The organism is Mycobacterium sp. 2-64 (genome assembly GCF_035918375.1).
GTDB lineage: Bacteria > Actinomycetota > Actinomycetes > Mycobacteriales > Mycobacteriaceae > Mycobacterium > Mycobacterium intracellulare.
Genome location: NZ_CP142361.1, coordinates 4,420,598 through 4,433,873 on the forward strand (window position 1 = coordinate 4,420,598; position 13,276 = coordinate 4,433,873).

The window sequence follows — 13,276 nt, forward strand, 5'->3', positions numbered from 1 at the left end:
GATCGCACCCGACGACACGTCCGACGGCGAGGGCCCGCGGCCGCTCGCGCAGATGGTCGTCGTCAAGGTTGCTTCTCCCAATACACACCGATGGCGCGTGCAAGTGGCCCCATATTTCGCGGTTTGTCTGGTGCGTGTATCCGACCGGGGCGGGCCACGAATTGGCGTAGCGCAGCGTATCACGCGCGTTCCGGCGACGCTCCGCCGCAGCTCAGCGGGGGTGCGGTCCGTTGACGGCACCCTTCCGACCGCCGGCGCGCAGTGAGACGGGTCACAATAGCGGTGTCGATGTCACGCTCGGCCGGTCTGCGGTGTCTCAAGGGCACAGGTCCTCACGAACAGGTAGGAGATAGCCATGACCGAGGTGGCGCCTCAGAGAACTCATGTCGTCGTTGTCGGCGGCGGATACGCCGGGACGCTCGCGGCCAACCATTTGCGGCAGCGCCCAGACATCGACATCACGCTGGTGAACCCCCGGCCGGTCTTCGTGGAGCGCATCCGGTTGCATCAGCTGGTCGCCGACACCGGCGCCGCGACCGCCGATTACGCGACGCTGCTCGGCGACGGGATAGAGCTGATCGTCGACACGGTCGAAGGCATCGACGCGCCGGGCCGGCGCCTGCTGCTGGGCTCGGGCTTCGAGCTGGACTACGACTACCTGATCTACGCCGTCGGCAGCACCGGCGCGACGCCTTCGACGGTGCCGGGCTTCGCCGAGTTCGCCCACTCGGTCGCCGACCTGGAAAGCGCGCAGCGACTGCACTACGCGCTCACCGACCTGCCGCTGCCCGCACCCGTCACCGTGGTCGGCGGCGGGCTCACGGGCATCGAGATGGCCTCCGAGCTCGCCGAGCGACGACGCCCGGTCACCCTGGTCTGCGACCCCGTTCTCGGCCCGTCGCTGAGCAAGCGGGGCCGGCGCTCGGTGGCCAAGAGGCTGCGCCGCCTCGGTGTCACCGTGCTGGAATCCGTCGCCGTGGCCGAGGTGCGCTGGGATGAGGTGGTGCTCAACGACGGCACCGTGTTGCCCAGCGCGGCCACCGTGTGGACGGCCGGATTCACCGTGCCCGATCTGGCCGCGCGCAGCGGGCTGCGCACCGACCCGATGGGCCGGCTGCTCACCGACGAAACGCTGACCAGCATCGACGACGACCGTATCGTCGCCGCCGGTGACGCAGCCGCGCCGTCCGGTCACCCGTTGCGGATGAGTTGCCAGGCCGCCGGGCCCATGGGCGCCCAGGCCGCCAACACCGTGCTCAGCCGCATCGCCGGGGACGCGCCCGCGGCGCTGAACCAGGCGTTCGTCGGACAGTGCATCAGCCTCGGTCGCGCGCACGCCACCTTCCAGGTGGCGCGCACCGACGACACCCCGGTGAACCTGTACCTCGGTGGCCGGGCCGCGGCTTCGCTCAAGGAGACGATCTGCAAGGCCACGCTGTGGGCGATCCGCCGCGAGGCCGCCAAACCCGGTTCGTATTTCTGGCTCAAGGGCGGCAAGCGCCCCGCGCAGTCACCGACCGGCGAGCGGGTCGCGCTGCGATGACACGGGCACCGATCGGCAGCGAGCACGCCGAACGCTTCACCCTGCTGCGGCCGCTGCTGTTCACCATCGCCTACGAGATGCTGGGCTCGGCGACCGAGGCCGACGACGTGCTGCAGGACAGTTATCTGCGGTGGTCGGCCGTCGACCTGGCGACGGTGCGCGACACCAAGTCCTACCTGGCCCAGCTGGTCACCCGGCAGGCGCTCAACGCGCTGCGGGCCGACGCCCGCCGGCGCGAGGAGTACGTGGGCCCGTGGCTGCCCGAGCCGCTGCTCCTCGAAGACCAGGACCCGTCCGCGGATGTCGTTCTCGCAGAGTCGATTTCGATGGCAATGCTGGTCCTGCTGGAGACGCTGAGCCCCGACGAGCGGGCCGTGTTCGTGCTGCGCGAGGTGTTCGGCTTCGACTACGGCGAGATCGCCCAGGCGGTGGGCAAGCCGGCGCCCACGGTGCGACAGGTGGCGCACCGGGCCCGTGAACACGTGCGGGCCCGGCGCAAGCGGTTCGAGGCGGCCGACCCGGAGCGCACCGCGGAGATCACCGCGCAGTTCCTGGCCGCGGCGGCGGGGGGCGACGTGGAAGCGCTGATGACCATGCTGGCCCCGGACGCCACGTGGACGGCCGACAGCGGCGGCGTGGTGAGCGCCGCCCGACGGCCGGTGGTCGGCGCCGACAAGGTGGCCCGGGCGATCGCCGGGCTGATGCGCAGGGCCGCGGAGATGGCCGCGCTGCGGGTGGAGACGGTGACCTGCAACGGCGCGCCGGCAGTGCTGCTCTACCTGGGCGACCAGCTCGAAGGGGTGATCACGGTGGAGATCGCCGACGACAAGATCACCAACTTCTACGTCATGCGCAACCCGCGCAAACTGGCGGCGCTGGCCACCGCTCGCGACATCAGCCGCGGCTGAGCGGCACACTGGGTCGGTGCGCATCGACCGGCTCGGCGATCTCGGCGCCGCACCCCAGGTGCTGCGCGCCCTCGGTGACGCCACGACCCGGTTGGGTCTCCCGCCCCCGGCCGCGCTGACCGGCGAGTGGTTCGGGGCCCTGGCGGTGATCGCGCCGAGCGTGTCGCTGGGGCCGGTGGCTGTCGACGGCGTGTTCGCCGTCGACGCCACGCGGACTCTCGAGCCGCACGCGGTGGGCGGCGGGTGGATTGGTTACCTGTCGTACCCCGACCCCGGCGCCGACGCGCACCCGAACCGGATCCCCGAGGCCGCCGGCGGCTGGACGGACTGCGTGCTGCGCCGCGACCGCGACGGGCACTGGTGGTACGAAAGCCTCTCCGGCGCGCCGATGCCGGGCTGGCTCGCCGCCGCGCTGGCCGCGCCGGCGCCACCGCCGCGCGAGAGCCGGATCGACTGGGGCATCGCCGACCGGTCCGCGCACCGCGACGGGGTGCTCGCCTGCCTGGAAGCCATCCGCGCCGGCGAGGTCTACCAGGCGTGCGTGTGCACCCAATTCACCGGCACGGTCGCCGGTTTCCCGCTGGACTTCTTCGTCGATGGCGTCGCCCGCACCTCCCCGGCCCGGGCGGCCTACGTCGCGGGTGCGTGGGGCGCGGTGGCGTCGCTGTCGCCGGAGCTCTTCCTACGCCGGCGCGGGACGGCCGTCATGTCCAGCCCGATCAAGGGCACCTTGCCGCTGGACGCCTGGCCGTCGGCGCTGCGCGCCTCGCCCAAGGAGGTGGCCGAAAACATCATGATCGTCGACCTGGTCCGCAACGATCTCGGCCGCGTGGCGGTCGTCGGTTCGGTGACGGTGCCGGAGCTGTTGGTGGTGCGGCGCGCGCCGGGCGTGTGGCACCTGGTGTCCACGGTGGCCGCCCAGGTTCCGGTCGAGTTGCCGACGTCGGCGCTGCTGGACGCCACCTTCCCGCCGGCCTCGGTCACCGGGACACCCAAACACCGTGCCCGCCAACTGCTCTCGCAATGGGAACCGCACCGTCGCGGAATCTATTGCGGAACAATCGGATTGGCCTCCCCCGTAGCCGGCTGCGAACTCAACGTCGCGATCCGCACCGTCGAATTCGACGCCGCGGGAGGGGCCGTGCTGGGTGTGGGTGGCGGGATCACCGCCGATTCCGACCCCGACGCCGAGTGGGCCGAATGCCTGCACAAGGCCTCGCCCATCGTAGGGCTGCCGTCGATCGCGGCCGCCGGCCCCGCCGGCTTGTCCTGATGGCGGCGACCCGCTGCGCCCGGCTTCGCCGCGCTTGCGACCGCCACGGCCGCTAAACCCGGCGAGCCCGCAGCACCGCGTCGTAGAGCTGGCGGGACCGCACCTCGGGATACGCGGCCGCCACCTCGCCGCAGGCGTCCTTGACGCGAGCACCGCCCGCGACCAGCTCCTCGACCTCGACGACCAGCGACGGCAGATCGGCGCGCGGCGTCGCGCCGGCCAGCACCACGGTGATCTCGCCGAGCACACCGTCGGCCGCCCACTTCGCCAACTCGTCGAGCGATCCGCGCACCACCTCTTCGTGCACCTTGGTCAGTTCCCGGCAGACCGCGGCCCGCCGCGCGCCGCCGAGCCGCTCGACCGCGTCCTGCAAACAGGCGGACAACCGGCGCGGCGACTCGAAGAACACACAGGTGCGTCGCTCGTCGGCCAGCGAATCCAGCCAGGTGCGTCGGGCCGCCTTCTTGCGCGGCGCGAACCCCTCGAAGCAGAATTTGTCCGCCGGCAGGCCGGACACGGCCAGCGCGGTGGTCACCGCCGAGGGTCCCGGCAGGCATCCCACCGGCAGGCCGGCTTCCACGCACGCCGTCACCAGCCGGAAGCCGGGGTCGTTGATCAGCGGCATCCCGGCGTCGCTGACCACCAGCACGGTCGCGCCCGCCCTGATCGCCTCGAGCACCGGGTCCACCCGGGTGGCCTCGACCCGGTCGAACATGCTGATCACCCGGCCGGTGATCTTCACCTCGAGGGCGGCGGCCAACGTCCGGACCCTGCGGGTGTCCTCGGCGGCCACCACGTCGGCCGTGGCCAGCGCGTCCAGGAGGCGGGGCGAGGCGTCCGAGGGCTGACCCAAGGGGGTCGCGCCCAGCAACAGGCGGCCGGTGGTCATGGTCGACAGCCTACGATCGACACCGATGACTGCCCCGCCCCGCGAATCCCCCTTGAACGCCCAGGGTGTCGAAAAGGAGCGCGTGGTCCCGGTCGTCAGCCCGGGCCCGCGGGTTCCGGTGGCCGATTTCGGTCCGACCGATCACGTCCGCGGCTGGGTGGTGACCGGCGTGATCACCGTGGCGGCCGCGGTGACCCGATTCCTGAACCTGGGCTCGCCCACCGATGCCGGCACGCCGGTCTTCGACGAGAAGCACTACGCCCCGCAGGCTTGGCAGGCGCTGCACAACCACGGGGTGGAGGACAATCCGGGGTTCGGTCTGGTTGTCCACCCGCCGGTGGGCAAGCAGCTCATCGCGATCGGCGAGGCGATCTTCGGCTACAGCGGCGTCGGCTGGCGGTTCACCGGCGCATTGCTCGGCGTGGTCATGGTCGCGCTGGTGATGCGGATCGTCCGGCGGATCAGCCGGTCGACGCTGGTCGGCGCGATCGCCGGGGTGCTGGTCATCTGCGACGGCGTCAGCTTCGTCGCCTCGCGGACCGCGCTGCTCGACGGCATTCTGACGTTTTTCGTGGTCGCCGCGTTCGGCGCGTTGATCGTCGACCGCGACGAGGTGCGGCAACGAATGCACGTCGCGCTGCTGCAGGGCCGCAATGCCGACACGGTGTGGGGCCCACGCCTGGGTGTGCGGTGGTGGCGCTTCGGCGCCGGGGTGCTGCTCGGATTGGCATGCGGCACAAAGTGGTCGGGCCTGTACTTCGTGGTGTTTTTCGGCGTGATGTCGCTCGCGTTCGACGTGGCCGCGCGCCGCCAGTACCAGGTCGACCGGCCCTGGATGGGGACGCTGCCACGCGACCTCATCCCCACCGGCTATGCGCTGGGCCTGATTCCGGTGCTGGTGTACCTGGCCAGCTACGCCCCGTGGTTCGCCTCCGAGACGGCCATCGATCGGCACGAGGTGGGCCAGACGATCGGCCCGCATTCGTTGATCCCGCTACCCGATGCGATCCGGTCGCTGTGGCACTACTCGGCCAAGGCTTTTCAATTCCACGCGAGCCTGACGAATGCGGCGGGCAACTATCACCCGTGGGAATCGAAACCGTGGAGCTGGCCGATGTCGTTGCGGCCGGTGCTCTATGCGATCGACGAGCAGAACGTGCCGGGCTGTGGCGCGCAGTCCTGCGTCAAGGCCGAGATGCTGGTGGGTACGCCGGCCATGTGGTGGGTGGCGGTGCCGGTGTTGATTTTCGCGCTGTGGCGCATGCTGGTGCGCCGCGATTGGCGTTACGCCGCTGTGCTGGTGGGCTATTGCGCGGGCTGGCTGCCGTGGTTCGCCAACATCGATCGGCAGATGTACTTCTTCTACGCGGCGACGATGGCGCCGTTTTTGGTGATGGCCATCGCGCTGATTTGCGGCGACATCCTCTACACCCCGGGGGCGCCCGCCCGGGGGCCCGGGGTGAACTCGGAGCGACGCACGCTGGGGTTGATCGCCGTCTGCGCCTATGTGGCGTTGGTGGTGACCAACTTCGCCTGGCTGTTCCCGGTGCTCACCGGTCTGCCGATTTCGCAGCAGACGTGGAACATGGAGATCTGGCTGCCCAGCTGGCGCTGATTCTTTCCCGCGAGACCGCAACCAGCGGCGGCGTCACTCGGGAAATGCGTTGGGACTTACAGTTTCGCGGCGTTGTCAGACCGCGTCGCGGCTGACGGGGCACGACATGCAGCGGGGGCCGCCGCGGCCGGTGCCCAATTCGGATCCCGCGATGGTCAGCACTTCGATGCCGGCCTCCTGCAGGCGAATGTTGGTCTGCACGTTACGTTCATAGGCGACGACGACGCCGGGTGCCAGCGCCAGCGTGTTGTTGCCGTCGTCCCACTGCTCGCGTTCGGCGATGACGGGGTCGAGCCCGGTGTCGATCACCCGCAGCTTGTCGATCTCCATCGCCTTGGCCGCGCCCTCCAGGAAGGGGACCTCGTCGCTGATGGCGACCCCGCCGGGGGTGCGCTGGATGGTGAACGCCGACAACGTGTCGACGATGTTGGCGTACATCACCACCGTGTCCGTGTCGACCATCGTGCACACCGTGTCCAGATGCATCTGCGCGCGCCGCTGCGCAATCGGCACCGCGAGCACCGTGTGCGCGAGATCGTCGTCAAACAGGCTGCGGGCCAACGCTTCCGCGCCGGCGGGGGTGGTGCGCTCCCCCACCCCGACCGCGACCACGCCGGGCGCGAGCAGCAGCACGTCACCACCCTCGACGGGCGCAGTACGCGACTCGTAGGCGCGTCGCACCCCGGTGAACCGCGGGTGATGGGCATAGATGAGATCGGTCAACGACGCCTCACGGACCCGGGCCCGCAGCGCCAGCGTCGGGATCACCACCCGCGGGCCGATCCAGATCGACGAGTCCCGGGTGAACACCAGGTTGGGCAGCGGTTCGATGACGAAATCGCCGCCGTGGTGCATGCGCAGCACCAGCGACACGTCGGTGCGGGTGTCCGCGGGCAACTCGTTGAACGTCATGCCCGCCATCAGGACCTGCGCCAGCCGGGCGGGCTCCAGTCCCCGCAGGTACGCCGAAAGCTCTTGCGCCAGTGGCACTCCGAGCCTCCGTGCGTCCACGGCGGCCGCCACGCCCTGCATCCGCGCGGCCCCGCTGTGCGTCAGCGCCTCGGTGAGCAGGTCCGACAGCAACAGCACTTCGACCCCGCGGGAACGCAGCACCTCGGCGAACTGGTCGTGCTCGTCCTGCGCGCGCGCGACCCACGGGAGGCCGTCGAACAGGAGCTGGTCGACGTTGCGCGGGTTGAGGCGGAGCAACTCGGCGCCCGGGCGGTGCACGATGACCGTGCGCAGCGCGCCGACCTCGGACTTGGTGCCCAGCTCAACCTCACCCACGACTCAACCGTAGCGGCGGCGGGGGCCGGACGGGCGCGTCACACGCCCGCCGCGCGGCCCGCCGCCATCGAACGAATGTGCGATAAACTGGGTCGCGTGGAGGTTGCGGTTCAAGGCTCCCTGTTCCAGCACACCGAGCGCCGACAGCTCGGTGACGGCGCGTTCATCGAAATCCGCGCCGGCTGGCTGACCGACGCGGACGACCTGCTGGACGCCTTGTTGTCGACGGTGCCGTGGCGCGAGGAACGCCGCCAGATGTACGACCGGGTGGTCGACGTCCCTCGCCTGGTCAGCTTCCACGACCTCACGGCCGACGATCCGCCGCACCCGATGCTGACCCGGCTGCGGCGGCGGCTCAACGACATCTACGCCGGCGAGCTCGGTGAGCCGTTCACCACGGTGGGGCTGTGCTGCTACCGCGACGGCTCCGACAGCGTGGCCTGGCACGGCGACACGATCGGCCGGAGCAGTTCGGAGGACACCATGGTGGCGATCGTCAGCCTGGGCGCCACCCGCGCGTTCGCGATGCGGCGCCGCGGCGGCGGCCCGTCGCTGCGGCTGCCGCAGGCGCACGGGGATCTGCTGGTGATGGGCGGGTCATGCCAGCGGACGTGGGAGCACGCCGTGCCCAAGACGGCCGCACCGGTCGGTCCTCGGGTGAGCATCCAGTTCCGGCCGCGCGGCGTGCGCTAGCGGCGGTCGCAAGCGAGGCCGTGGCGATCGCAAGCGCGGCGAAGCCGGGCGAAGCGGGTCGCCACTATCGACATAAGCCGGGCGCAGCGGGCCGCCGCCATCAAGCCCAGCGGCGGTCGCAAGCGCGGCCGTGGCGGTCGCGAGCGAGGCGAAGCCGGGCGAAGCGGGTCGCCACTATCAAGCCCAGTGGCGGTCGCAAGCGCGGCGGGCCGCCGCCGTCAAGCCGTCTAGGCACGCACCGACGCCACCGCTTTGACGAGCAGGTCGCGCGCGCGTTGGGTGTCGACCGGCGCGACGGGCTGATCGGGAATCACCAGCGGGTTGGCGATGACGATCACCTGGTAGTCGCCGAATGAGGCCGAATAGTCGAACAACTCGCCGGTGCGTGGACCGCCCGGGGTCAGCGCCTGCATGACGCGATGCACGCCGAGCGTGCGGGTGCTGTCGATCCGCGGCGCCTCGACCACCTGGACGCCGCCGCGCAGCTGCGGGCCGGCGAAGGTCACCTTTTGGCAGTCTTTCCCGGGATCGTTGAGGGGCAACGCTTTTGAGGTCTCCAGCGCGATCACCACGAACCGGTTGCCGCGGCCCTCGGCGGTGACCGCGGACATGTTGCCCTGCAGGTCCGCCGGCATGTCCGGCCCGGCCGCCACTTTCGCGCAGTTCGCCGGGTCGAACGTCAATCCGTCGGGCAGCTTTCGGCCGGCCAGCAGCTTGGGATCGATTCCCCGTTCGCTGATGTCGCTGACCTTGAAATCGGGTCCGAAGCTGGACTTGACGTCGACGACCTTGTTGATGTCGACCTTCGCCTCGGGAGTGGCCGATGAGCACCCGGCCAGGACGCAGGCGGCCGCGAGCGCGAGCAGCATCTTGGACATCGTGGCCAATCTACCCAAGCGGATAGTTCAGCTGCGCAACGTGGACACCGTTTTGGCGAGCAGATCCGCGGCGAATCGCGGTGGCAGGACCGGAAGTGCTGAACCTGGATCGGTGGTCAGCGTGGTGAACGCGTAGAAGTCGCCCAGATACGCGGTGAATGTGTAGACGCGGGAATCTATTTCGGTGCCCGACTCGACCGATGACTTGACGTCGGCGACCATGCCGATGGTTTGGACACCGTCGACGTGCGGTGCATCGGTGAGGTGGACGTGTGCCACGGTGTTCCCGGCGGTCTCCGACCAGTGGGCGCACGCGGTGAGCAGGTCCTCCGGGAAATCCACCGGTCCCGGCAAAGCCACCACCACCGCGTTGACGATGCCGCCGCTCCCCGAGCCCGACACGCCCTGCGCCGATTGGTCGCGCCCGTTCCCGGGGTCGGCGAGCGTCCCGCATTTGGCGGGCTTGGGGTGTGGGTCGTCGCCCAGGCCCCAGATCACCCTCGGCGAGGCGGCGCTGGGGATTGCGGTGCTCACCTCGTAACCGGGCGGCATGTCGCGAATGATCCGTTTGATGTTGGCGGGGTTGACGGCGGCGGTGTTGCTCGGCGGCGATTTCGCCGGAATCGCCGGCGGTTTGGGCGCGGGTTGATGAGCGCACCCGGCGACGGCCAACGTGAGCGCGGTAGTCAGCGCCGGGCCAATCCCGAACGGCCGCATGAGGAGTTGATAGCACAGGACGCCGCCATAGCGGCGCCCCCACGCCAGCGCCGGTCTCAGCCGACCGCCTCGATCACCTGCCGGGCCACGCGCCTGATCTGCTCGGCCTCGTCGGGGCCGAACGGCAGGTGACGCGGGTGCGGCACGTCGATCACGGTGGTGATCACGCCGATGTCTTCACGCTGCCACACCGCACCGTAGCGGTCCATGATCGCGCGCATCGGCCCATTGTCGGAAAGCATTCGCGCGGAGAACCTTTCGACGCCGTCGACATCGGCGGCGATGGACAGTGCGCTGATCAAAAAGGTGCCGATGCCTCGGCCCTGATAGGCATCGGCGACGGTGAACGCGATCTCGGCGACCGTCGGGTCGTTTTCGTCGCGCACGAAGCGCGCGTCGGCCACCGGGTCGCTGCCGTCGGTGACTACCCACACGAAGTGGTCGACGTAGTCGACCTCCGACAGGTAGTGCATCAACGCAGGCGTGGGAAGACGCGGGGTCATGAAGCGCCGATACAGCGTGTCGCCGGAGAAGTAGATGTGTCCGTGCACGGTGCGCTCGCTGTCGCCGGGCAGCACCGGGCGCAGCAACAGGAGCGTGCCGTCGCGCACGCGAATCGGGATCGGCGTGATGAACGCGGCGAGCCGCTGGCGCGCGGTGCGCAACAGCCGCGGCGTGATGCCCGGGATGTGCACCATGCTGGCGAAGGATCTGGTGTCACCGACCCAACCGGTCAGCGGTTCGGCGGCGCTGACCGTCGCGGTCCGGGGAATGTCGCGCAGCAGGGCGATCTCGCCGACGATCATGCCGGGGGACGCATGCTCGACGATCACCACGCCGTCGTCACCGACGTGTTTGATCTCGGCGGTACCCGAGGAGATCAGCAGGAACGAGACGGCTTGCTCCCCCTGGCGCATCAGCACCTCGCCGGCCGCGGCGCGCAGCGGCTGCAGGCGGCCCGCCAACGGCGCAAGGTCTTCGGGGGGACATCCCTTGAAGATGTCCATCGTCGCCAGCTCGTCCACCCGGGCGCCGGTCAGTCCGGCCACCGCTACGGACCGCCGCCCGCAGCATCGCGACACCGCTGTGCACGTCGCGATGGTGCCATGACCTGCCCCGCCTGCTTGCCGTCGTCTGGTGCGCCAGGCCCGAGCCTCCTGGACGCGGTCGGATGTTGCCCAGGTTATGAGCAGGTAGCGGCCGCGGCAAGGATGCTGGGGTCTAATGAGCCGAAACTAGTGCGCGGCCCGGGCGGCCAGGATGAGCTCGACCGCGGCGGCAAGGTCGTCCACCACGATGTCGGCGTCGGGGGACGCCTCGCCGCCGGAGCGGAGCAGGATGGTCGCCGCTCCCGCCGCCCGACCCGCCCTCATGTCGATGTCGCTGTCGCCGATCATCACCGATGCGGTCAGATCGATGCCGTGTTCGGCCGCGGCGCGCACCAACATGCCGGTGCCGGGTTTGCGGCAGTCGCAACTGTTCGCGGCGTGCGGGCAATGGTAGGCGGCGTCGATCCGGGCGCCGTCGTCCGCGAGCAGTTGTTGCAGGCGGTTCTGGACGGCAGTGAAATGTGTTGGATCGGAAGCGGGTTCGGAGAGCCACCGCTGGTTGGTCACCAGTACGGTCCGCAGTCCCGCGGCGTTCAGGGCGGCCAGCGCCGCGGCGGCGCCCGGTAGCAGCACCAGTTCCGCGGGTGACCGGATGTACTCACCCTCGGCGGCCTTGACGTTGATGGTGCCGTCTCGGTCCAGAAAGACGGTGCGCACGTCGCGCAGATCGGCTGCGGCCATCGTCGATGTCAGGACGGCCCGGGAAACAGTGCCGCCTCGACCATTTCGCAAATGGAATGGCCCAGGTGCAGGCATGCCTCCTGAACCCGGGCCGTGTCGTCGCTGGGAACTCGGATGCAGAATTTCGCCACATCGGCCACCTTGCCACCGATTGCGCCCGTGAGCGTGACGGTCGTCATTCCCGCCTGGCCGGCGACCTCGAGCGCGCGAACGACGTTGGGAGAGTTGCCCGACGTGGTCAGCCCGATCACCACGTCCCCGGGGCGCCCGGTGGCGAGAACCTGGCGGGCGAACACCTCGTCGTAGGAGTAGTCGTTGGAGATCGCCGTGATCGCGGCCGTCGCGTCGGGCAGGCTGATCGCCGCCAGACCGGGACGGTCAAAGGCAAAGCGGCCCATGAGTTCTGCCGCCAGGTGCCCCGCGTCTTGCGCCGATCCCCCGTTGCCGAAGAAGATCACCTTGCCCCCGGCGCGCAGCGAGTCGATGATCGCGCGCGCGACCTCGACGGTCTGCGCGGCGACATCGCCCTGCTGCATCTGTTGCTTGACCGCGATCGTTTCGGCCAAGCGCTGCTGAACCAGCTCCACGCTCGGCGAGACCGCGTCCGAGCCGGTCATGCCAGCCATGTCGTCAATCCCTTGCTCTCGAACGCGAATTCGGTGACGTTGGCCTCCGCGCCCTCGAGCGCTTCGATGAGCCGGTGCTTCTTGGCGAAGTCACAGAACAACAGGATGTATCCCCCACCGCCGGCCCCGGTGAGCTTTCCGCCCAGCGCCCCGTTTTTCAGGGCCAGCTCGTAGAGGTCGTCGATGCGCTCGTTGGTGATGTAGGGCGACATGCGTTTCTTCTGGGTCCACGCCTCGCCCAGCAGCGCACCGAAGTCGTTCAGCTTGCCTGTCAGCAACGCCGCCTTCATCGCGACCGCCAAGTCCTTCTGGGCCCGCAGGCCCTCCAGCGTGTCATCCGAACCCGTTGTGGCGCGGCGGGTTTGGTCCTCGATCACCCGCGCGGAGTCGCGGGTGATGCCCGTGTAGCACAGCAGCAGGCTGAGCTCGAGCTCGAAGGCGGTCTCGTCGCGGATTCGCAGCGGATTGACGATCACGCGGTCGGTGAACTCGATGAAGTTGAAGCCGCCGAACGTCGCGGCGTACATGTCCTGCATGCCGCCCGCGATGCCCAGGTCGTCGCGTTCGATGGCACACGCCAGTTGGGCCGTCTCGTATTCGCCCATGGGCACCCGGTAGTGCTCGGCGAGCAGGCCGGTGAGCGCGACCATCATCGTCGACGACGAGCCCAGCCCCGATCCCGGCGGGGCGCTGGAGCGCAGCACCAGGTCGTAGCCGTCCGTGCCGTCACGGCCGAACCGGCGCACCGCGGCCTTGATCAGATCGAGGCTGCCGTCGTAGAGAATCTCGCTGTCCAGCGTCATCTCGTGCGTGGTCTTGAAGTCCACCGACTCGATGCTGACCCGGCGGTCGGTGCGCGGGGCGAGCGATCCCTGGGCGTAGCGGTCGATGGTCGCCGACAGGACACAGCCGCCTTCGGTCGTCGGGAACGGGGGCACGTCGGTGCCGCCGCCGGCGAAGGAGATCCGCAGCGGCGCTCGCGCGCGAATTCGTGGCCGTGTCATGGGGATTCTCTGTCGAGCGGATCGCCCAGCTGCGAGACCACGCGTGCCACGTG

13 protein-coding genes are annotated in these 13,276 nt (G+C 69.8%); 5 read left to right on the plus strand and 8 right to left on the minus strand.

Annotated features, from left to right (window positions below):
• Nucleotides 1-355: 355 nt before the first annotated feature.
• Genes QGN31_RS20450 through QGN31_RS20460 form a run of 3 tightly spaced genes read left to right on the plus strand, consistent with a single transcriptional unit; the run spans nt 356 to nt 3,724 of the window.
• The gene (locus QGN31_RS20450; RefSeq protein ID WP_014941357.1) at nt 356-1,543 is read left to right on the plus strand and encodes an NAD(P)/FAD-dependent oxidoreductase; all 1,188 of its coding nucleotides are present in this window, start codon (nt 356-358) and stop codon (nt 1,541-1,543) included.
• A complete protein-coding gene (locus QGN31_RS20455) occupies nt 1,540-2,451 on the plus strand; it encodes an RNA polymerase sigma-70 factor (RefSeq protein WP_014941356.1) in 912 nt (303 codons plus the stop codon). The genes QGN31_RS20450 and QGN31_RS20455 overlap by 4 nt, the downstream gene beginning before the upstream one ends.
• Nucleotides 2,452-2,467: 16 nt before the next feature.
• Nucleotides 2,468-3,724, plus strand: a complete 1,257-nt coding sequence (locus tag QGN31_RS20460; RefSeq protein WP_014941355.1) for an aminodeoxychorismate synthase component I — start codon at nt 2,468-2,470, stop codon at nt 3,722-3,724.
• Between the two features lie 52 nt (nt 3,725-3,776).
• On the opposite strand, the gene rsmI is transcribed toward QGN31_RS20460, so the two are convergent.
• Nucleotides 3,777-4,613: a 16S rRNA (cytidine(1402)-2'-O)-methyltransferase gene (rsmI, locus tag QGN31_RS20465; protein WP_008254128.1), complete on the minus strand. Its 837-nt coding sequence runs from the start codon at nt 4,611-4,613 to the stop codon at nt 3,777-3,779.
• 82 nt (nt 4,614-4,695) lie between these two features.
• Here rsmI and QGN31_RS20470 point away from each other — a divergent pair, with 82 nt between their 5' ends.
• Nucleotides 4,696-6,228 carry a dolichyl-phosphate-mannose--protein mannosyltransferase gene (locus tag QGN31_RS20470; protein ID WP_008254127.1) on the plus strand — a complete coding sequence of 511 codons (1,533 nt, stop codon included), beginning with the start codon at nt 4,696-4,698 and terminating at the stop codon, nt 6,226-6,228.
• Between the two features lie 75 nt (nt 6,229-6,303).
• Here QGN31_RS20470 and arcA read toward each other — a convergent pair whose 3' ends face one another.
• Entirely contained in the window at nt 6,304-7,515 is a 1,212-nt protein-coding gene (gene arcA / locus QGN31_RS20475) for an arginine deiminase (RefSeq protein WP_014941353.1), read from the minus strand.
• 96 nt (nt 7,516-7,611) lie between these two features.
• Here arcA and QGN31_RS20480 point away from each other — a divergent pair, with 96 nt between their 5' ends.
• Entirely contained in the window at nt 7,612-8,208 is a 597-nt protein-coding gene (locus QGN31_RS20480) for an alpha-ketoglutarate-dependent dioxygenase AlkB (protein ID WP_014383932.1), read from the plus strand.
• 227 nt (nt 8,209-8,435) lie between these two features.
• Here the strand turns inward: QGN31_RS20480 and QGN31_RS20485 are convergent, their stop codons facing one another.
• The 6 genes from QGN31_RS20485 to QGN31_RS20510 form a co-directional block, all read right to left on the minus strand.
• Complete coding sequence (locus QGN31_RS20485; protein ID WP_009957785.1) at nt 8,436-9,086, minus strand: DUF5642 family protein; 651 nt, start codon at nt 9,084-9,086, stop codon at nt 8,436-8,438.
• A 27-nt stretch (nt 9,087-9,113) separates the two neighbouring features.
• A complete protein-coding gene (locus QGN31_RS20490; protein WP_014941352.1) occupies nt 9,114-9,803 on the minus strand; it encodes a DUF5642 family protein in 690 nt (229 codons plus the stop codon).
• 56 nt (nt 9,804-9,859) lie between these two features.
• A complete protein-coding gene (locus QGN31_RS20495; RefSeq protein WP_085978363.1) occupies nt 9,860-10,810 on the minus strand; it encodes a GNAT family N-acetyltransferase in 951 nt (316 codons plus the stop codon).
• A gap of 228 nt (nt 10,811-11,038) precedes the next feature.
• Nucleotides 11,039-11,593, minus strand: coding sequence for a D-glycero-alpha-D-manno-heptose-1,7-bisphosphate 7-phosphatase (locus QGN31_RS20500; RefSeq protein WP_009957788.1), 555 nt, complete (start codon nt 11,591-11,593; stop codon nt 11,039-11,041).
• Between the two features lie 8 nt (nt 11,594-11,601).
• Complete coding sequence (locus QGN31_RS20505; RefSeq protein ID WP_179960058.1) at nt 11,602-12,219, minus strand: D-sedoheptulose-7-phosphate isomerase; 618 nt, start codon at nt 12,217-12,219, stop codon at nt 11,602-11,604.
• Nucleotides 12,207-13,223, minus strand: coding sequence for a GHMP family kinase ATP-binding protein (locus tag QGN31_RS20510; protein WP_009957791.1), 1,017 nt, complete (start codon nt 13,221-13,223; stop codon nt 12,207-12,209). The genes QGN31_RS20505 and QGN31_RS20510 overlap by 13 nt, the downstream gene beginning before the upstream one ends.
• Nucleotides 13,224-13,276 lie beyond the last annotated feature (53 nt).

Excerpts from the sequence above, each read along its gene's own strand:
- QGN31_RS20450 (WP_014941357.1), top strand. The coding sequence starts at position 356 with ATGACCGAGGTGGCGCCTCAGAGAACTCATGTCGTCGTTGTCGGCGGC.
- QGN31_RS20455 (WP_014941356.1), top strand. The coding sequence starts at position 1,540 with ATGACACGGGCACCGATCGGCAGCGAGCACGCCGAACGCTTCACCCTG.
- rsmI (WP_008254128.1), bottom strand. The coding sequence starts at position 4,613 with ATGACCACCGGCCGCCTGTTGCTGGGCGCGACCCCCTTGGGTCAGCCC.
- QGN31_RS20485 (WP_009957785.1), bottom strand. The coding sequence starts at position 9,086 with ATGTCCAAGATGCTGCTCGCGCTCGCGGCCGCCTGCGTCCTGGCCGGG.
- QGN31_RS20490 (WP_014941352.1), bottom strand. The coding sequence starts at position 9,803 with ATGCGGCCGTTCGGGATTGGCCCGGCGCTGACTACCGCGCTCACGTTG.
- QGN31_RS20495 (WP_085978363.1), bottom strand. The coding sequence starts at position 10,810 with ATGGACATCTTCAAGGGATGTCCCCCCGAAGACCTTGCGCCGTTGGCG.
- QGN31_RS20500 (WP_009957788.1), bottom strand. The coding sequence starts at position 11,593 with ATGGCCGCAGCCGATCTGCGCGACGTGCGCACCGTCTTTCTGGACCGA.
- QGN31_RS20505 (WP_179960058.1), bottom strand. The coding sequence starts at position 12,219 with ATGGCTGGCATGACCGGCTCGGACGCGGTCTCGCCGAGCGTGGAGCTG.
- QGN31_RS20510 (WP_009957791.1), bottom strand. The coding sequence starts at position 13,223 with ATGACACGGCCACGAATTCGCGCGCGAGCGCCGCTGCGGATCTCCTTC.